This window comes from Haliea sp. (assembly GCF_040221975.1).
Classification (GTDB): domain Bacteria; phylum Pseudomonadota; class Gammaproteobacteria; order Pseudomonadales; family Halieaceae; genus Haliea.
On record NZ_JAVJWR010000036.1, the window covers coordinates 35301 to 55295 of the forward strand.

The window sequence follows — 19995 nt, forward strand, 5'->3', positions numbered from 1 at the left end:
CTACAGCAATATGGGCTGCTGCTTCAGTGGCGCACTCGACGCCGCAAAGAACCAGGATTCAATCGCATAGCGAACGGCGGTGTGGTGCGGCTCAAAGGCCGTGCGATGCAGATTGAAATGGTCGAAAAACAGGGCATCGCCCGCGGCAAACCGGGGTTGGGTAATGCCACAGCCGGACGCGACCCTCGCCACGCGCTCGGGCCCTACCGTCCAGTCGAACCAGGCACCGTCGGTGCCGGTAGGATGTATCTCCCGGCGCCCGTCGATCACCAGGTCCATCCCTGGGGCCGGGGCCGAGCCGCCGCAATCGCTCAGCGCCAGCCAGAGGTTCACCGTCTGGATGTCCTCGCCCAGGAAACGCCCGTCCTGGTGCCAGCCGGCATCGCCCTCGGGCTTGGGAGCAATCTTGCGCAGCACCCATTTCTTGACCGACAGGCGAGCCGGTTCGCCAAAGTAGGTGTGCAACAGCTCCGGCAGCCCCAGGGAGGCATACAAATCCAGCAATTCGCAGGCGACCCGGGGGGAGTCCGCCACCCAGATGGAACTGCTGTCGGAGACCGGTTCATCGGGGCTGGCAAAGAATTGCGCGGGGGCGCCCCTGACTTCGTCGGAGCGTACATACCAGGCGGCGGCCTCCTCACAGGGTGGTGCACGATCGGGCTGGCGGCGCGCCGTCACAACCCGGTCGATCAGCGCACGCAAGTCTGCTGCGCGCTCTGGTGCCAGCAGGCCGCGGACAATGGCGGCCCCGCAACCGTGGATCGCATCATACAGTCGCTGGGCACTCAGTTCGGCAGCCGGGATTTCGGGTATCTCTCCGCTGACCAGCCTGGGCGACTCATGTACCGCTGCCAGAGCAGCTGCCGGCGGGTTTTGCGGCCGCTCCCTGCCCGCGCGAATACGCAGATCCATGATCCGCTGCTGCAGGCTGGCCAAGGGCTGCTCGCGATTGCCCGCCTGCAACAGGTCCAGGGCGGCCTGCCACTGGCCCTGCTCCAGCAGGGCCTCAGCTGCCCTCAAGCTTGCTGTCGCCGACCCGCCCACGATTCGCTAGCCCTCACCCGCCTGCTTGCCCTGACCACCCTTGTCAGCCTCGGCATGGGTCTTGGGCTTGAACCGCCTTGCCTGCCGCCGCGCCTCCAGAAAATGCGCGGCGTGGGAGTACAGCTGTCGCAGGCGTTTTTCGGTCTCCGGATCGCGTGAGAACAGCAGTTCGGTCAGCTCCGTGTGCGCGGGACTGCCACCGGGTTTGCGCAGTACACCGAGGCCAAAGCCGTGATTGAAACGGAAGATTTCCTCATGCTCCTCTTCCAGCTCGGCAAAAAACTTCCAGGCGCCAAAGTCCTTGATCCGTGCCATGACATCGTGAAACAGGATGATGCCACCGGGTTTGACCTTGGGATACCAGTTGCCGAAGTCTTCCTTGACCGCCTCGTAGGTGTGCAGGCCGTCAATATGCAACAGGTCAATGCTGTCGGGCTCAAAGTGCCGCAGCGCCTCATTGAAGTACATCCGCAGCAGGTAGGTAATGCCGCGGTAATGCTCGCGGGCGTGATGCTGGACGTCCTTGAAAATGCTGTCGTCGTAGGCATCGGTGTGTTCATCCCCTTCCCAGCAGTCAATCCCGTAGGCGACACCGTCGATGTCGTTCTCCACCATGGCCTGGCAAAAAGTGAAGAACGACAAGCCATTGTAGACACCCAGCTCAACCACCACCTGCGGCCGGATCGCGGTAACGAGGTCATAGGCAAAGGGCAGGTGGTCGACCCAGGTACTGAACACCATGCGCCGGGGCTCGAAACGCTGCAATGAGGGCGGGAAATAAAGCGTGCTGGTCACATGGCCTCCTCAGGCGGTGCTTTCGGGCAAGGGGACCTCACCCCGGCTGCGCAGTGCGCGTGCCGCAGAGTAGTGTACAAACTTTTGCGCCTGGACCGGAATTGCGCCCAGGTACACGGGCCTGGTCCGGGGGCTGCTGAAGTCCGCACCCCTGAGCGCTCGATACTGGCTGCGGCTGCGTTCGATATAGTCCGCTCGTATTTCCTCGCTCACACCTCCGGTGGTCACGCCACCATGGAACTGATGAAAGGTACCTTCGCCGGGAACAATAACATGCTGCACTTCGGGAAGCTCGCAGGCGCGCTTGTAGAAATCGAGATTGATGAGCCCGCCACCGGGCAGATCGAACCGCGAATCGAATCCACCCAGCGCATGCCACACCGCCAACGGCACGCTGATGCAATTGCTCTCGCTATTGGGCAGGAAAAACCCGGGGCTGCAGGAGCCGCTGAAACAGGCAATATCAAACAATCGATAGCCGTCCCCGGGCCAGGCAATGGAGGCCAGCAAGTCGCGCTCGGTGTCGCGGTCATAGCCGCTGCCCACTGCCGTCTGCTGCAACTCGCGGCCGAGGTGATACCCGGGAATCGAGACTACCGCCGCAGGAAAGCCGCGGTGGGCCGCCAGCAGGTTACCGACAATGCCCGGGGTGACCATTCGGGCGCCATCAATCATGATGCACACTGCGTCCCCGCGCGCCTGGCTGGCGCCGTAATTGATTGCCTGCGCCGGGCTGGGTTCCGGATTCTGCCGCAGGTGATAGTGCACGTTCGCGGGCAGGCTCTGCAGGAAGTCGGGGCTGAGGGTGCTGGCCGAGGCATTCTCGACCACGATCAGTTCGTATTCGCTGCCGCTGACCTCGCGCTGGTAGCCGGGCAGCAGGGAGCGGATGGTGTTGGCGGCCTGCGCCGGCATGTCATAGACAATCAACACCAGGCTCAGCTGGGGCCGCCCGGGCGGAGAGCGCCGCAGACGCCGGACCACACGCGCCAGTGACTGGAAACCACTCACAGACTTGCGCGCCGCAGACGGTGGTAGAGCCAGCGCAGTCGCCACGGCAGGCGCTCGTTGCCAGCCGCGGAATAATTCCTGAGTTCGTTGTCATAGAAGCGCTGCGGTTCGGCCGGCGGTTGCAGTTTCAGGATGCCGATCACCTTGTCGACCTTGACCGTGAACTGCGCCTCCGCTTCATCAAAGCACAGCAGGGGGAAGCGCTGGCGCCGCTGCTCCCGGTAGAGAATGCGGTTGTAGGCATACCAGAGCAGCAGGGCCTGCTCCCTGGGCATCCGGCTGCGATTGTGCAGCGACAGGGCGACAGCGTCGGGGTGGCGGAATATGCCGACACACTCCAGGTTCGGAAGCAGCTCTCTCCAGCCCTCGAGCAACAGCAGGGCCCGGGGATCCTTGAACCCCAGGATCGGCAAATGGGCGTGGGAGGCCAGCAGATCTCGCGCGACCTGCCGATGGGCTTGCCGCCAGACTCGGGTGCCGGGAGGGGCATCCCAGGCACCGCCGTTGGCCGCCAGAATACTGTCATGCAAATCGACAAAAGCCTGATTCTCGCGATTGCCCTTGAGATTGTACGGATTCCAGGTATGACAATCACCCAGGTCCAGGCCCGCCTCCTGCAGGGAGCCAGTGAGACAGCTGGTGCCGCTGCGATGCATGCCCAGAATGGCGACCACGCGGGCGGGCTGTGGGCTCACCTTCGCTTCCCCCGCAACATCCGGCAGCGCTCGCGGAAGTCGGCCAGTTTCCCGGCAAAATCGGGCATCCTGCTGGTGGCGACGGTCAGGGTTTCAAGCGCTGCCTGGTACAGCGCCAGATCATGGCTGTTGTTGTCGATCACCGTTTTGCCGAGGTCACCCAGCTCTTGCAGAATCAGGGCCAGGCGCTGCCCCTCATCGATTGCGGCCACCGGATTGCCAGACACATTCTGCGGAATGTAGGCCAGGTCCAGGGTCGGCAGGTAGGGTCGCAGCTTTTCTTCCAGCAACACCATGCTCTGGTCGTAGAGTTCGACAATGCCGACCACCGGCAGGGACTGGGCGAATACCAGGGCATCAAAAAACAGGGGCAGGACACGGGCCGGACGGGCGCGCGAGCGATTCTTTTTCGAAAGATAGAAGGTCTGGAAATTGCGGATGGTTGGCGGCGTGTCTGGTTCCATGCGCCAGGCAACATACTCGCGGAACGACATTCGCTTGGCCGCCCTGGCGCCGAGGGTATCCGCCTGCTGTTCGCGTTCGAAGTCATACACGGAGCGGATTCGCAGCAGCGGGTGTCGCAGCAGGTAGATGCAGTGCAGGCGCACGCCAGGCAGTGCCGGTACGTCCCGCGGCAAGTGGTGGCTGGACAGAGCCATCAGATCGTGATTGTCCGCGAGCAGCTCCGCGAGGTGTCGCCCGCCGTGGCGGCGCATGGCCTGATCGTCGCGATGATCCAGAAAGGCGTCGCCGAAACTCCGGGCCAGGGACCAGTCCAGGGACGTCCCGGCATTCTTGAAAATGTGGCCGTGCAAAATGATATTTCTCACTGCCGCCCCCCGTCGTCGGGGTCGCCAGCGAAGTCTGACACAACCGGGCCGAAATCTTCCAGAATGATCTTCTCGGCTTGCTCCCGGCCGAAGTTCTGTCGCAGCCAGGAACCGTAGCGATCGAGTTTCTCGTGCACACTCGCGCCTGCCGCCAGCACCTCGGCAATGGCATCGGCAAATGCCCCGGCGCTGTCGGCAACAAACATGATATCGGCAGCGCCAGGGATTCCCTCGGCACCAATACTGGTGGTCACCAGGGGTACCCCGTGCTGGATCGCTTCGAGCACTTTGCCCTTGACGCCGGCACCATAGCGAAGCGGCACCACGCTGCACCCCACAGAGCGGTACATTGCGGCGAGCTCCTGGTCGGAAATGTACCCGTGTACAGTGACCTGCGCGGACTGCATCGCGAGGACCGCGTCCGTGGGATTGGACCCCACCACATGGAGGTGGATATCGGGACACCGTCTCGCCAGCGCCGGCATCACCTCCTCGGCAAACCAGCACAGGCCATCCACGTTGGGCGGATGATTGAAACCGGCGACGAACAGAATGTCCTGCCGCTGCACAGGATCGTACGCGGGCACGGCAATGTCATCGAAGATGTACAGCGGTATCGCGCGAACATTCAGGTCCGGGCTTTCGGCACGCAGCGCCTGCACTTCAAACGAGGATGGATAATAAATTACATCCACCTTTTCAAAGACTGCAAACTCCCGCGCTTTCCAGCTCATCGCCGCACTCTTCAGCGACGCTTCAGCCCGCAGTTCCTGTTCTCGCTCAACGCGGAGGTAGTGCAGATCATGGCCGAAGAATACAATTTTCGGCCGCGGGCGCATCTTGTAGATGTGCGGCAGGAATTGTTCCGCCACGTGCGGCCGGTGCAGGAAAACCCTGTGAATATAGCGCGCATTGTCGTGCAACCAGCGATCCAGATAACGGGCGCTGTGTTCTCCCACCAGCACCTCCACGCCCATCTCCTGCAACACCTGGGTATAGGGCTGATGGGGGAAGAAATTGGCGCCGAGGAACACGACCTTGAAGCCCATGTCGACCATGAGCCGGATATACATCAACGTCGAGCGCGAGCCGGCGTCCTTGTCATAGTGCGGCACATAGTGATCAATCACCAGAATGCAGTTGCGCGAACGCGATCGATCCCTGGCGAGAAACACGTGCTCGCCATTGGCAAAGTGCTCACGCTCCAGCACCGCCTGCCACTTGGCGCAGAATCTGTCACGATTCCTGGCCTGAAACCGCTTGACCCCCTTGCCGGGGTCGGTGCCGTTGCTGACGCCTTCGTAGTGAAACACCGAGGACTGTGGCTGATACAGCACCTTGTAGCCAGCCTCGCGCACCGAAAAACAGAGGTCCGTGTCCTCGTAGTATGCGGGCGCAAAACGCGCATCGAAACCGCCGAGCTGTGACCACAACGTCCTCGGAAGCATCAGGCAGGCGCCGGACACGTAGTCCACTTCCTTGACGTACTCGTATTCCGGCTTGCGCGGGTCATCACAACGACCGTAGTTCCAACCCGAGCCATCGCGCCAGACGATGCCGCCCGCTTCCTGCAGCTTGCCATCGGGAAACAACAGCCTGGGGCCGACCACGCCGGCGTCCGGACGCTGTTGCAGCAGTGTCAGCATGGGCTGCAGCCAGCCCTTGCAGACTGCGGTATCGTTGTTCAGGAATACCAGGTAACGGCCGGAGCCCGATGCCGCGGCACCGTTGCAATTGAGCAGGAAGCCCTGGTTTCGTCGGTTCCTGACAATACGGATATTCCGTATCCGCTGCGCAATGCTGACGGTGGCATCAGTGGAATGATCATCTGCCAGGATGACCTCATAACTCACATCCCGGGTGTGTTCAAGAATCGAAGCCAGACAGTGCACGGTCATGCGGTAGCTGTTGTAGACCGGCACGATGATCGATACCAGCGGTGCGCTGACCGCAGGAAACTCAAGTTCCAGGGTGTCCAGCTCCGGGCCCAGCTCAGATGGCACGCCGCCGTCCCCAGGGTGCACGATCTCGGGGAACCGGCTTTGTACCCAGACACTGAAATCCGCCGGGGTCGACCTGATCATGACCTGCAGCGCGCGCTGTAACCGGAAGATGCTCACACCGCGAAAGGAGGATACCGGGTGCTTGACAATGTAGCGGCACACCGCGCTGAGTTGGGAGAGCTTGCCCGGCACCTTGCCGGGCGGTTGCAGGTGATGCAGCGCAAAGTGCTTGCTGGCATCCTCCAGTACATCCTCGTAGGCCCCCGGCGCAGAAGCACGCAACCGCAGAATGGCGTAAACCCTGCGCAGAGCCCGCTGCAACCTGCCAATGACAGAAAGCTCGTGGCGCAGCAGGCGTGTGTGAATACCAGTGATGATATCGAACAGACGCGTGGACTCGGCTCTCGTTTCGGCCAGTGCTGCTGTCGTCGCGTCAAGCAACCGGGCGGATTCATCCCTTGTTGCGGCAAGCTCCGCTGTCGTCGCTTCGAGTTGGAACGTGGCGCTGTCGCGCTCTGCAGCCACCGCGTCCCGCTCGGCCAGCAGCTCCTGCGCCCTCTCCTGCTCGCGTCGAACCTGACCGCTGCAGGTGTCGAACTTCTGCTGCCATTCATCGCGCTGCAGGGCAGTTTCACGCACGGTGGCAAGTTCGTGCATGGCGCCAGCAATATCGTGGATTCTCGCCAGCAGCAGGTCATCGGCCGGCATGGGTTTGGACGCCGGGCCGGAACCGGCGCAAACAGCGACCAGGGTCTCGTCCAGTGCCTCTTGTGCCGGGGTCAGCAGGGCCCGGGCCCGGGCCAGTGCAGCGGCTGCTGATCCGCTGCGCTCCAGCCCGGGTTCGAACACACTGCGACCGGGCCGGGACAGGCCGCTGGCACCCCGCTGTACGAGTTGCTCAAACAGCGCTTCGGTCTCCGCATCGGGATTCCGGACGAAGGTCTCGTAGCTCAACGCCACGACATCGGGTCCGGCGATCAGGTCCAGCGCCAGCCGGTTGTAGCACTCCCACAGTGCCAGGCCCAGCGCGAGGGGAAAGCCATTGCGTCGGTGGAGAGATACCGCTACCGCACAGGGGCCGCGATAGACAAGCACCCGCAGCGCTCCCTGCAGCTGCGGCTGCCAGGCAGGCCAGGTCAGCAGCAGGCGCGGATCCTTCAACAGCCAGCCAGCCTTCTTCGGCAGGGAGGCAAGAATCCCCGCTACCCGCTCGCGATAGTCCGCGGGCGCCAGTTGCTCCCTGGCCGGCGGCATGAACCAGGACCCACCTGCGGCGCCGAGAATCTCGTCATTCAGTGCAACGACATCCCGGCGCTCCCAGAAGCCCGCGGGATTGTCCTCCCGCGGCGCCAGCAACTCCGCTTCGGAGCCCGCCTCCAGGCCAAAGGCATGCAACTGATGGGCGACCATCGACGTGCCCGAGCGGTGCATGCCCAACACAACGACATTCCTCATCGGTACAGTACCTTCATCAGCCACAGCAGCACGCGGGTTACCCCGCGAGGCAGTTTCTCGGTGTTATGCACTTTCCTCCGTACATAGTCCCAGAATTCGCGAAATACATCGGGAAACCTGGCCTCGGGATTGATCTTGATATTGGGACTGCCCGTTCCCGCCTGCGCCGCGTCAGGGTCCAGGGGCCGCGGCAGGAACCCGTCTGCTGGCGGCAGCAGCCGCTCATAGTCGGCAACCATCTCGGCGGCGGTACGCGGCCTGGTGGCTGCTACCATCGCCCGGACGCGCACGATCTCTGCCGGATTTGCCGCCAGCGAGCGCAGCAGGTCCAGCAGCGAGTCCGCATCGGGCTCATACAGCCAGCCGTTGTCACCGTGCCGGATCCTGTCGACAAAAGCGCCCACGGCGGTGGCAGCGACCGGCACACCGGCAGCGTGCAATTCACTCAAGGTATAGCTGAAAGTCTCCGGCACGACCGACAGCAGCAGGCCGATATCCGGCCGCGCCGCCGCCAGCAGCGCGCCCAGCTCCTCGCGCGCGTAACCGCCGCGAATTTCCACATGGGACATGCCGGCAAAGGCGCTGCCGCCTTCGCCGCTGCCCACAAGTACCACCGTGGCACAGTGCGCCAGGGGCTCGATCACCGCCTGCAGCAGATTGGCGCCCTTGTGGACCTCGAGGCTGCCGAGTACGACGATACGCAATTTCCGCTGCGGAGCCGGTGCCGGCGCAACCGGGGTCAGGCTCTCGAGAACCGACTGTGGCAGCCCGTGGGCAATCACCTCGATCGCGTCCTCGCGCAACTCCGGGACAAGGCTGTGCATGCGAGCCGCGACCGAGGCGCTGGGCGCGACCAGGGCAATGTTCTTCTGTACCACCGTGCGGATGAAGGCCGCGCGCAAGGCCAGCCAGTGCGGGGCCTGCTCGTACTGGAAGAAGCGGTGTCCGGGATTGTTTTGCAGACAGTCCCGCAGGCGCGCTGCGTCGCACTGCGAGCAGGGTGTCTCCCAGGTGGCCAGGATGGGCGGACAGAAGGGATAGAAATCGTGGCAAACCACAATCACCGGCAGTTCCAGCCGGAGGATGTCGATCGCGTGCCCGATCAGGGATGACAGGACCACGGATTCAATGGCGAACTCATCCAGGACACTGGCGACGAGCTGGCGATACTCGTGGTGGGCGATGGCAGTGGAGAGGATCGGCTCGGCCAGGGTCCAGGTCCGGATCGGGACGGTGAGATTGCGCTCACTATACAGGGCAAGGGTCTGGCCGAAAGCGGTCAGATCGCCAATCGGGCGCAGCACGAAACTGCGGTGCCCGGTATCAGCGGCGACAAAATCCTCGACCCAGCGCCCCAGGCCGCCGCCCCAGCTGTGACTGATATGCAGCCTTGCGGACTGAACCTGTGGCACTGTCGCCGGGGGCACTTCGCCGCGGGAGGAGAGCTCGGTGAGGGCATGGCGCAGACCGGTCAGCGGATGGCGCCGGGTTATCGCCGTCTGCCAGGCGGGGAAGGTCGTTGCGGGCAGCGATTGCGGTGGTCCTTCCCGGTCATCGATAAATACATTGTCCGTGGCCAGGATCAGCCCGCCGTACTCTCGCACCCGCTCCGCCAGCGCAGTGTCATCGGCTGCGGAGGCAGCAGCCAGTCGCTCAACGTCAATCAGCGCCGATTCACCGGCGAAGAACGGGATGTCGAAGGTTGCGCCCGGCGCATACACATTCAGCCAGCGATCGATATCCTCGGGCGAGAGTGAGGGGCTGTGCCCGGTGCTGGAAAACACCGAGGTTTGCGGGTGCCTGAGCGACAGCGGAAATACGGCGACCAGGTCCGCTGCCAGCACCGGGAAGCGCCGATACCAGCCACTGGCGGGCACACTGCCCACCCGCAACACAATACAGCGCCCAACAGCGCCGCGCAGGGCACTGCTGACCAGGCACCAGTAGCGCCCGGGACTGCTGGCAGCCGGCAGGGATGGCAGACAGCGCACCTCCGCCGCGGCCGCCAGCTGCTCCAGCTCGGGGTCGGCGCTGCAGAGGACCGTGGCTTGCCACTGCGCCCCCCGAGGCAAGACCTCCAGCGCCCGCGCCAGCTCCTGCGCTTCACCGCTAAAGGCGACCACGCAGAGCGGCAGGCGGTTCATGCTGTTACCTGGCCGCGACATCATCCAGCGCCGGCGTCCCCGCTGGGCCTTCCACAGTGTCAGCTGCTGTCTGTTCAAGGCTGCGCCATGATGCATCGAAACTGTAGCCAAAGTGCCTGGCGTACCGGGTCGCGTAGATCCGTTTTGCCAGCGGCGCCGGAATCATGGACTGGCCCTGTATCTGCATCGTCTTGATACTGAAGGGTATATGCTTGTCTTCGCTGATATTGGCCCGCTCCAACCTGAGTTCTTCAATACCGACAAACCCGGCAATACCGGGGGCCAGGTCCGGCAGATTCTCATAGCGCAACAGCAGCAGGGAGAAGCCGCCGGACTCAATGAGCGTAGTGCCCGCTTCGCGGTCAAAGCTGAAGTCATAGACATCGAGCCCGGTGCCGGGCAGAAAATCTTCATCGAACCAGCGCAGGGGCACCAAAAAGCGGTTCAATTGGCTAAAGACTACGCCCGTCGGGTCCAACTCATCGGCTTCCGCCATCAATTGCATCAAGGCTTCGGCGTCGTCCAGCGGCGCAGTCGTCTGCTCCAGCACCGAGAACATCCTGTCCTGGACCTCGGCAAATACCGCACCGGGATCAAAGCTGGCTTGCTGCGGATAGTGAAAGCGGAAAAACTTCTGCAGCAGTGTCTGGTAGTGGTCATAGTTCTGGGCGAAATGGGACCAGTACCAGCTCAGGGGGTCCCGGGTCAGGGAAATGATCCGGGTTGGCTGCCCGCTGCCAGCGCCAGCCACCCGCTGGCGAGCCAGCAGGAATGTCACCCGCAGTTCCTGCAAGTAGTCCTGGTACATGCGGTTGGCGACCTCGTCGGAAACTACCGGGCCGGTCATAATCCCGAATTGCTCCTGCAGCCGTTGCGGCGAGGCGATGTGCGCCTGTAGCACCTCAATGTCGTCACGCCGCAGGGCTTCCGCGATGGCGGTCGAGGCCACCTTGCCCATCTGCACTATGAGTACCTGCATCAGCCAGCTACCCGCGCCACAGCCCGCAGCAGCCATTCCGCACCGCGCAACAGTGCCCGCTTCAGCGGGTTTGCCACCAGCGCCGAACGTGCGGCGAAACAATAGCCGATATCGTTGAGAAGGTCCGCCAGCGGGCCCGCGGGATCCAGCCTGACCGTGCTGTCGGCTTCTGTCAGCACCGGGGCATTGGCCAGATACCAGGCCCTGTAACCACCATCGCTGTCGCTGGCGAAAGGGTCCGGGAATGCGGCCTGCAGATCAGCCCGTTGCCGGTAAAGCACCCGCTCCGGCAGGGTGATGGGGGTACCGTCCGCGTAGTGCGCATAGCGCGAAGGCAGGGTACCGAGAGCGGCCTGCCCCTGCTGCTCGCAGGCGTCCAGGTACCAGTTGCGCAGGTCAAACAGCACCGGACTGTCGGCGCCGTACTTGTGCAGCATGATCTCCTGGGCACCGCTGTCGAACCCGGAGAAGTGGTAGAAGCCCAGCGGTTCGCCGTTGATCGTGATGCCATCGGCGATGGAGCCGGAGGCACGGCGCTTGCTGATGTTCCAGGTGGCGACATTGAATGCGGGTGAGCGCAGGACGCGAATACGGTCGAAAAAACAGGGCGCCAGGTTGACCCACTTCTGGTCGGTAAACAGGCCGCGCGGCCGGTCGTCGTGACAATAGCGCAACAGCCGATCGCGCCACCAGGCGGAGAAGCGACGCCCCTCCGCATCATTGCGGACACCGAGAAAGCCCAGGTTGAACACGCCGAAAATGAGACTCGCCATCTCATTGTCCATGATCGCCTCGTCCTCGGTCTCGGGCTCCGTCTGGTGCGGGGTGAGGAGAATGCTACAGCTGTCCAGCGCCGCCACCAGCTCGTCGAAGCGATCGAAGATGACCATGTCCGGATCGAAGAAGAACACCTTGTCGGCACCGAAATGGTCGAAAATGTACTCGAATCCCAGGCCCTTGACCGCGGTGCAGAGCTCAACCACGGTGTGCGAGAAAAACCAGCCGGATTGGTTGGCCAGCGGCAGCTCTGCCGCGGTGATCACCGAGTCAAATGGTTCCTCAGCCAGGTCGAAACCCGCCGGCAGGTCGTCGGATAGCAGCAGATGGAAGCTCGCCTCGGGCGCTACCGCCTTGAGCGAGCCCGCGAGCACACGCGCCTTGGGCAGGTAGTTGGCGGTGATGCTGGTGAATACGTGAACACTCGAAGTCATTGCTTCCCAATTATCCTTTCCGGGCACCCCCGATTGGCGATAATCAGGTGCGACTGTACGGCTTGAACGCGCGGAGGAGCGGCAGTTTACCACCTCTGTCCGCGGCGGGCACTGATCGAGCGATCCCGCGGCCCTTGTTTCCAGTGACGCTTCGCGGGATAATCGCCGGTCTTGATCATACGTGGGCCGAGGGCAACATGAACCGTGGACTGAAACGCCTCTTGCGCGCGTCGTGCCTGCTGTTTGTTGCCGGTTTTGGCATGCAGGCCAGCGCCAACATTGTTGGGGTTGATTTTGGCCCGCCGGCATCGCCGACACCGGGAAACTGGAACCTGGTCACGGGTGCCGGCGCATTCCCCGGCCTGGTCGATGAAGTAGGCGACCCGACCCCCATCGGCATCAGCGTATCCGGCGTGGGCATCGACAATTTTAACGTCAGTCTCCTGACGCCCACAATACCGGCGCACAGCACCAGCCTCGCCAATCTCAGCGGCTCCGTCTTTACCTTCGAGGACCGGGTGGACCTGTCCTTTACCGGATTGGAGCCCAACGCCCGCTACGATATCTGGGTTTTTGGTGCGAGGGACATCCTCGGTGACCCGGGCCCGGCATTCGAGCAGACGGTGAGCATCAGCGGGGGGGCAAGCTTCCTGCAGATCGGCGCCCACCGGGAACTGGTGGTCAACGGCCAGGTGGGGGCATCCGCCGTCAATCTTGCCAACTATGCGGTGACCGGCCGGGCCGACGCCAGCGGCGAACTCACCATTGCCGTAGTGGACCCGGGCAACCTGAATATTCTCACCGGTGGGGTGTATCTGGCCGGCGTGGCGCTGCGCCCCGCGCTTGAGGCCAACGCAGTGCCGTCATCCACGTGGTGGTCACTCCTGCTGCTGGGCGGGCTGATGACGCTGGTCGTGCGCCGCAGCAGAATCACCCGGTAGCTGAACCCGGCATTATCGTATCGCCGCAGGCAGCAGCCTTCTGCTACCCCCTCCCACTCCCGAACCATCGCCGCAGCCAGCTGCTGTAGCGCCAGACGCGGCTGTTGTAGATATGCTGCAGGGTGTCATTGGCCTGGGCCAGGTCTGCCGCCAGCTGCTCCCGCGCCTGCAGGCTGTCGCGATAGTCGTCCTGTAACCGTGTCAGTGCCGCATCCGTGAGCGCCGCCTGCTGCCGGGCTTCATCCAGATACTGCTGGTACTCAACACAACGGGCATCGTAATGCTCACAGCGCTGTTCGTAGTCGCGGCAACGCTGTTCGTAGTCGCGGCAACGCTGTTCCAGCTGGCTGAGCCCCTGCCGCAACTGCTCGATTTCCACACCGAGGTTGCGACACAGCAGCTCCAGCTCGTGACGCTGGGCGACCTGGGCCTGCAGGCGTTCGCGTTCCAGCCGCCACTCCGCGCCCAGCACAGCGGCCTGAGCCGGCAGTGCCAGTCTCAGCTCATCAACGTGTTGGCGAAACTCGCGCAGGGGATCCTCCGCCACAAACCCCGCTATGGTGTCCGCGTAGTCGGGGAAGCGCGCCAATAGCTGTGTATTGCCCGCAGCCATCAGCTCGCGGCTGTCGTCGCCGAAGCTCGCCCCCCCCTGATGGTAGACAAACAGGTCCGCGCAGAGCAGGTTGCTCCAGCCCGCCGCCGCGGCACGGCGGGAGAAATCGTTCTCCTCGCCATAGCCGCGCCCGAAGGCTTCCTCGTCAAACAGGCCCAGGGCATCCAGGGCCGCCCGCGGAATGTAGACGCAAAAGCCCACCGCTGTCGGCAGTTCGCAACTCTGCTCCGGATTGGCTCGCGCGAACAGGGCGTCCAGCTGCTCTAGGGTCATTCCCTCGGGCAAGCCGGATGACTGGCAGAACAGGGGATAGGAGCAGATGGTCGCATTGTTGGAAAATGGTGTGACCGTGGCGACCCGCCCGTTACCCGCCGCACAGCGCTGCAAGCGCGGCAGCCAGCCGGGTGGCACTTCCGTGTCGCTGTTAAGCAACACCACTTCGGCATCCGTAGCGTGGCGCATGCCGCGATTGACGGACGCCACGAAGCCCAGATTGCTGTCATTGCGCAGCAGCTCCACACGGTCCGTTGCGGCTTGCTCATCACACCAGGCCGCCAGTTCCGGCTCCGGCGAGGCGTCGTCAATCAGGATGATGCGGGCCTGGTCCGCACTGGTGTGTGTCAGCACCGACGCCAGGCAACGCCGGGTGGCGGCGAGATCGCGGTACACCGGGATAACCACAGCCACGGGAACTGGCACCAGCGCGCCGTCGCGGGTCATGGGTTTTCAGCCTCGGGCAACGGGCGCTTGCGCAATTTCAATACCGCGTTATCCGACCACGCCCAGGTGCGGTTCACCGCCCAGAGCTGGCGCGTGCGTTCATCCAGTGCTGCCACCGTCTGGCTGTTGTCCTGCATGACACGGGTCAGCAGGCTCTCCATGTCCGCCAGGCGCCCCTCCAGTGCCGCCACCCGCGACCGGGGCACAAGACCCAGACTCGTCATTGCCCGGGACCACCAGCCCTGCGCCGACACCGATGACGCGGCCGGCGCAAGCGGCTGCACCTCTGCGCGGGGCAGCGCCTGCGGTTCCAGCGCAAACGGCCCCACCTCGTGGGGCTGCGCATCGTAACTGCTCCACTCCAGCTCCAGCCCGAACAACATGGCCAGGGTCTCAACCAGTTCAGGATGGTAAAAGCGCACGTGCTCCGGGTCGCGCCAGAACCCCAACAATTGCGAGCGAATTGACTCGGGATCGGGAAAGACCAGCACCGCGACGCCCCCTGGCAGCAGCGCTCTGGCAACACCCTGCAGCAGCCGCTCCACGCCGTCGATGGGCAGGTGCTCGACAAAGTGCGAGCAATAAATCCCATCGAAGCCGCCGCTTTCACCGTCAAGATACTCCAGTGCATCGGCAGTGGTGATATCCAGGCCCATGCCGCGACCGTACTCCGCAATCACCGGATTGCGCTCGACACCCGTGGCGGGGATGCCGGCCTCTCCGAGCAACTGCAGGAACAGGCCCGCACCGCAGCCAACGTCAAGCACCTTATTGCAACCCGTGAACAGCTGGGCATGGGGAGCCTGCATGCGCATGAGCAGAGGCGGGTCGCGCAGGAGGAATTCGTAGAGGGAATAATCGAATGACACTTCGGCACGAGGAGCATCGCTTGCGCAATATTCCTCAAGCACCGTATTGAGATCCCCGGGTTGAATACGACGGGCCTGTGGTGCCATTTCCGCTACAGCCGGGGGCAGTGATTCCTGATGCACCAGGACTGTCACCCGACTCATACAATCTTGCAACCAAGGCGAAGGAACAATGCCCTCTTTCCCTGACACCTCCAGCAGTACCGGAACACGAAGGAAGCTGGCCACCCGGGCGAGATCCAGCACGCAGCCGTGCAACCCTCGAAGCAATATAGCTCGAGGTCGCAAGCGCAAAAGTTCCCGCGCCAGGATACGGTTCAGGGCATGTAGACGAAACCCGCCCTCCAGCTCACTACAGGCCGCTTCCACCTCACAGCTTACGACGGTGTCCTGTGTCTCCGCGACCATCCGGCAGGAGACACCACCGGGCACCGGCTGCGACACAAACTGATATTGCAGCACCCGGCTGGGCACTGACGGGACAATGCTCTCGCTATCCGCAGCTTGTACAACGACGACTGCGGCTTCGAACGGATCACATCCCGCCATCACTGCACCTGTTCCAGGCTTACGCTCTGTATCTGACTCTAGTTGGCGCTACCCTTGCGGAATTCCTGCAGCAAACCCTGCATCACATCTTCATCAAACTCCACTGGTTCAGCCGAGCGTATCTCGATCAGCTTGTTCTGACGAATATTGGCGGGAATCTCCGACTGCAGTTTGCTGATGATCTCCGCCTTCACTTCGTCAAATGACTGCTTCCGTGCGGGCAGGTACTCATCCAGCTTGATAATGTGGTAGCCAAAATCCGTCTTCACCGGACCAGCCAGTTCGCCGGATTTGCGCAGGGCAAAGGCGGCCTGCTCGAACTCCGGCACCATCTGCCCGCGGGCGAAGGCCCCCAGGGAACCGAGGTTGGTTTTCGCGGACGGGTCCTCGGAGTACTTCAGGGCCAGCATCTTGAAGTCCTCGCCAGACTTGAGCTTCTGCAGGATCTCTTGGGCCAGTGCAAGCGCCTCTGCTTCGCTGCGCTCCTCCGTCTTGATCAGGATATGTGCGGCGCGCACGCGCTCGGGCTGCTGGAACGCGTCTGCTTCGGCCGTGTAGACATCCTGTGCCGTGGATTCCCAGTCGATGCTGGCTGTCTGAGCGGCGACCAGCGCATTCAGATACTGCTCCATCATCAGGCGCTCTCGATGCAGGGCCAGCTGCCACTCGATAAGGTCTGTGTCCACCACCCCGGATTCCACCGCTTCCGCCGCCAGTGCGCGGATCGACACCAGGCTGTCGGCCAGTTGCCTGACGGCATCATCGCGCCGGAAAAACTCGTCGCGACGAGCGTCTGGCACTCTGTCCTTCGCGTAGTAGCGCAGGTCTTCGGCGCTGATTTCGACCTGCCCTCGTTTCACGGCAACGTCAGATGGATCTCCGGCCTGCACCAAACCCACTCCACAAAAGCCAAGCGCGGCAAGAACAATAACTCGCAACATAAACAGGATTCTCGTTTGAACATAGACACAAACAGTCTATTGAAGACCGCGGGGAAATAATATAAAAAAACCCCCCTCCGGTGAACCGGAGGGGGGTATGGATTACCGACTCAGGGATTGCCGTTGGTTGAGGTGTTTCGGTAGAACCCACAGTTGGCCGCGGCAGAACAACCACTTACATTCCTAAGATTCAGAAAGTAGGTGGTATTGGTCTGTAACGGACACCGCAGAAACATTGCGGATTGAGCCCAAGGGATTTTCCGGTTGCTATTACCTTCGGACGAGCAGTTTGTCAGCGCTGGCCCATTCGGCTCCGTGGATATCCAGAGCCTACGGGAGACACTTTCGAATCCAGTTGTTTCAGCAACGTTGATGTCGCCAGCAAAGCGCGGGTTACTGGTAGTCGTGAACTGCCAGGATTGCGTCACGTTGGTACCCGGAATAGCCGACGTCAAGCGGCCGCCTGGCGAGGCCCAGTCGATGGTGCCGCACTTCTGCGTAAGACTCTCTACGCAGCTGCCCGTGCCTGGGTCAGGGGTCGGGTCTGGATCCGGTGTAGGATCTGGATCCGGTGTAGGATCTGGGTCCGGCGTCGGGTCTGGATCCGTGCCACCACCATTGCCAGTACCAGCGGTGGTAATCACAACACCTGAAGCATCCTGGCTGATGGTGAACGAATCAACAGTGTACTGAGTACCGTTAAAAGTAACTGTAACAGCTTGAGCCGCAGAGGCGACCACCCACCCCAGCAGCACTGTCATCGACAATAGTTTATTGCGCATAGTTTCTACCTCACGTTGCTGCGGGCCACTTGGGGGCCATCCCTCCAAGTCAGCACGTACTCCGTCGGGAGCAAAGCGCTTCGCCTCAGCGTCTAAATACAATTACATTCTAGGTTGTGCATTTCCTGTAAAACAAGGGTAAATCTTACAAAGATTGGAGAAAACTCCAGATTTAATCCGTATCCAAACAGTTTTCAAAAAAAAGCGCGGCCGAGGCCGCGCTTTTTACTAACCAAGGAGCACTGACCACCGAAGCAGCCAGAAACCCACTCCCATCAGGGAGCGCTAACTACAGAGCGACGGTTCTTGTGCTCAACCACGCCAGCGTAGTTGGACAGAACGCCGCCCGGCAGCGTACCGTTGACGTACTTCTGTACAGCGAAGCCAACAGTGGGCAGACCAGAGAAAGTCACCCCGTTAGTAGAAGTAAGCTCACGCTGACCAGCAACAGCAGAGGTGAAGCCCAGCTCCAACCAACCGTTGTTGTAATCAACATTCAGGTTCTGGTTGACACGAGTAGAGCCGCTCAGGACATTGCTGTCGTTGAAGGTCAGCACGTTGGCCTCGCGGCACAGTGCGAACGCCTCAGGACCGGGAGGAGCCGGAGAGAAGTCCAGCGGATCCGGGGTAATGGTGCGCTCTTCACGATCATAGTAGGTAATCGCCATAGATTCACAGGCGGTCGCCGTGGTCGGATCCCACTCTTCGGTGAAGGGAGCGATCGCGGTCGGAACGTTCACGTACTCTTTCTTGGTCGGGAAGGTAACGACCCAGTCAGTGCCGGCAGCGATGGATGGCTCAAGAACGTAATCGTTCATGATGGCGCTGTGCATCAGCACGGCGCTAACTGCGTCAATACCCCTATCGATAGCGAAGTTAGCTTGCACGACTTCAAAGGAGCTGGAGTCGAGGATCTGCGCAACCGGAGTTGCATCACCCAGACCAGGCAGGATGCTGCCAGGAGCATTATGGATAGGCAGGCCTGCACCCAAGGAGCTGACGAAATCGTCAAGAGCGACCGCGTCGTAGGTGGCATTGGTGCCCTCTTCAACGTTAATCAGTACACCGTAGCCATACAGACCACCGGCCGGGGCTGTCAAATCCTGATTGGGATCGGCGGTCCATTTGCCGGCGCCGGACCAGTGACCAGACAAGATGGTGCAGTCGCCGGGGATACCTGCAACGTGCGTGGCAGCAGCTTCATCAGTCGAAAGATCCAGTACGCCCATTTCGATGATTTCAACGTAGCCTTCACGGGTACGGTCAACACCGGTAAACGGCGCCGCGTCACCCTGGTAGGTGAAGTTACGGAAAGGCACGACAGTACCGGGGACACCTTCAGTCTTGGCAGACAGGGTGTTGGGCACGGTGCAGGACGTGTCAGCGGTGCGGATGGACGCGCCGGAACCATCTGCAAATACTACAGCGGACCAATGGTCCTGCGGAGACAGGTACAGGTTGAAGTCGAGCACTTCCTGGCTGTTCATGGCTTCGACGAAACGTACCTTCACAGCCTTGGTCTGGTCGGTGGTGTTGACCAGGTTGATGTAGGTATCGTGGCCGCCTTCGACGGTGTAGAACGGATAGATGAGCGCCTGACCGTGGCCCTCAGAGTTTACGAACACGGCATTGGCAGCACTCGCGCCCAGAAGGGTCGCTGCTACCGCTGCAGAAATAATGTTCTTTTTCATGTGTCTCTCCTTGATGGATATAGAACGTTCTATTTAAACAATTGTTTACTCGCGAGCCGGAGAGGCGAACCCCTTCGACGCGCTTTTTTGGGCATACACCCTATGGTGACCACCACCTGGCCCAGGGTGTACCCCCGACCGGTAGAGAGGAGGTTAGCATAGGCATCCATGCCCAACAACAGCTTTTCCTCTCAAAAGTGGCTTTAAAGCCGTGATTTTTTGTTAAAAATCACTAAATAAGCTCCAAGCTGTGAAGTACTACTTGAGGTAGACATACCAGCTTCCGTCGACCTTGATCCAGCGCTCTTCCCTGGAACGCGTGTTCTCAAAACCGGCACCGAAAGTCTGGTAAGTTACCTCTATCGCAACTTCACAGCGATCACTCTCACAGGTAACGCTTGAGACCTCCGCTTTATTCCAGGAACCGGTGCCGGCATGGCGCCGGGTATAATTTGTTATACCGCGACCGGCACGATAGGCCGGTGTCGTGTAGTTCATGGACTTCTCGAAGTTGCCCGCCAACAGCAGGTCCAGGCGGGCCTGGGCGCGCTGGGCGACTATCTCTTCCGGTGTCTTCGGGGTGCCAATCCCCGCACAGGCTGCCAGCAGCGCACAGGTGACCACCAGGGCAGCGCGCCTCATCAATCTTGACCTGCGCCCCGGCGATACTGGCCCCGGGCGAACAGCGTTTGCTTCCATATAAAGAATCCTCGCAAATAATG

15 protein-coding genes are annotated in these 19995 nt (G+C 61.8%); 1 reads left to right on the top strand and 14 read right to left on the bottom strand.

All coding sequences use genetic code 11. The features are described 5' to 3' along the window. Genes RLO07_RS18415 through RLO07_RS18455 form a run of 9 tightly spaced genes read right to left on the bottom strand, consistent with a single transcriptional unit; the run spans position 1 to position 12167 of the window. The gene (locus RLO07_RS18415; RefSeq protein ID WP_462293609.1) at positions 1–1020 is read right to left on the bottom strand and encodes a phytanoyl-CoA dioxygenase family protein; all 1020 of its coding nucleotides are present in this window, start codon (positions 1018–1020) and stop codon (positions 1–3) included. A gap of 30 nt (positions 1021–1050) precedes the next feature. Beyond that, entirely contained in the window at positions 1051–1839 is a 789-nt protein-coding gene (locus RLO07_RS18420; protein ID WP_462293610.1) for a class I SAM-dependent methyltransferase, read from the bottom strand. Positions 1840–1848: 9 nt separating this feature from the next. Then, a complete protein-coding gene (locus tag RLO07_RS18425; protein WP_462293611.1) occupies positions 1849–2850 on the bottom strand; it encodes a glycosyltransferase in 1002 nt (333 codons plus the stop codon). Next, entirely contained in the window at positions 2847–3545 is a 699-nt protein-coding gene (locus tag RLO07_RS18430; protein ID WP_462293612.1) for a hypothetical protein, read from the bottom strand. Before RLO07_RS18430 ends, RLO07_RS18425 begins: the two co-directional genes overlap by 4 nt. Next, entirely contained in the window at positions 3542–4375 is an 834-nt protein-coding gene (locus RLO07_RS18435; RefSeq protein ID WP_462293613.1) for a hypothetical protein, read from the bottom strand. The genes RLO07_RS18430 and RLO07_RS18435 overlap by 4 nt, the downstream gene beginning before the upstream one ends. After that, entirely contained in the window at positions 4372–7833 is a 3462-nt protein-coding gene (locus RLO07_RS18440; protein WP_462293614.1) for a glycosyltransferase, read from the bottom strand. Before RLO07_RS18440 ends, RLO07_RS18435 begins: the two co-directional genes overlap by 4 nt. After that, complete coding sequence (locus RLO07_RS18445; protein WP_462293615.1) at positions 7830–9977, bottom strand: glycosyltransferase; 2148 nt, start codon at positions 9975–9977, stop codon at positions 7830–7832. The genes RLO07_RS18440 and RLO07_RS18445 overlap by 4 nt, the downstream gene beginning before the upstream one ends. A 4-nt stretch (positions 9978–9981) precedes the next feature. Next, on the bottom strand, positions 9982–10956 hold the full coding sequence (locus RLO07_RS18450) for a putative capsular polysaccharide synthesis family protein (protein ID WP_462293616.1): 975 nt from the start codon (positions 10954–10956) through the stop codon (positions 9982–9984). Continuing rightward, positions 10956–12167: a glycosyltransferase family protein gene (locus RLO07_RS18455; protein ID WP_462293617.1), complete on the bottom strand. Its 1212-nt coding sequence runs from the start codon at positions 12165–12167 to the stop codon at positions 10956–10958. The genes RLO07_RS18450 and RLO07_RS18455 overlap by 1 nt, the downstream gene beginning before the upstream one ends. 197 nt (positions 12168–12364) lie before the next feature. On the opposite strand from RLO07_RS18455, the gene RLO07_RS18460 reads away from it, so the two are divergent. Further along, entirely contained in the window at positions 12365–13108 is a 744-nt protein-coding gene (locus RLO07_RS18460; protein ID WP_462293618.1) for a hypothetical protein, read from the top strand. A 43-nt stretch (positions 13109–13151) separates the two neighbouring features. On the opposite strand, the gene RLO07_RS18465 is transcribed toward RLO07_RS18460, so the two are convergent. The 5 genes from RLO07_RS18465 to RLO07_RS18485 all read right to left on the bottom strand — a co-directional run bounded on the left by RLO07_RS18465 (position 13152) and on the right by RLO07_RS18485 (position 19915). Beyond that, positions 13152–14441 (bottom strand): glycosyltransferase family 2 protein, encoded by a 1290-nt coding sequence (locus tag RLO07_RS18465; RefSeq protein WP_462293619.1) that lies wholly within the window; start codon positions 14439–14441, stop codon positions 13152–13154. Next, on the bottom strand, positions 14438–15454 hold the full coding sequence (locus RLO07_RS18470; RefSeq protein ID WP_462293620.1) for a class I SAM-dependent methyltransferase: 1017 nt from the start codon (positions 15452–15454) through the stop codon (positions 14438–14440). Before RLO07_RS18470 ends, RLO07_RS18465 begins: the two co-directional genes overlap by 4 nt. Positions 15455–15897: 443 nt before the next feature. Further along, positions 15898–16749, bottom strand: coding sequence for a peptidylprolyl isomerase (locus RLO07_RS18475; protein ID WP_462293621.1), 852 nt, complete (start codon positions 16747–16749; stop codon positions 15898–15900). Positions 16750–17857: 1108 nt separating this feature from the next. Beyond that, complete coding sequence (locus RLO07_RS18480) at positions 17858–19273, bottom strand: hypothetical protein (RefSeq protein WP_462293622.1); 1416 nt, start codon at positions 19271–19273, stop codon at positions 17858–17860. Positions 19274–19531: 258 nt separating this feature from the next. Then, complete coding sequence (locus RLO07_RS18485) at positions 19532–19915, bottom strand: hypothetical protein (RefSeq protein ID WP_462293623.1); 384 nt, start codon at positions 19913–19915, stop codon at positions 19532–19534. Between the last annotated feature and the right edge of the window lie 80 nt (positions 19916–19995).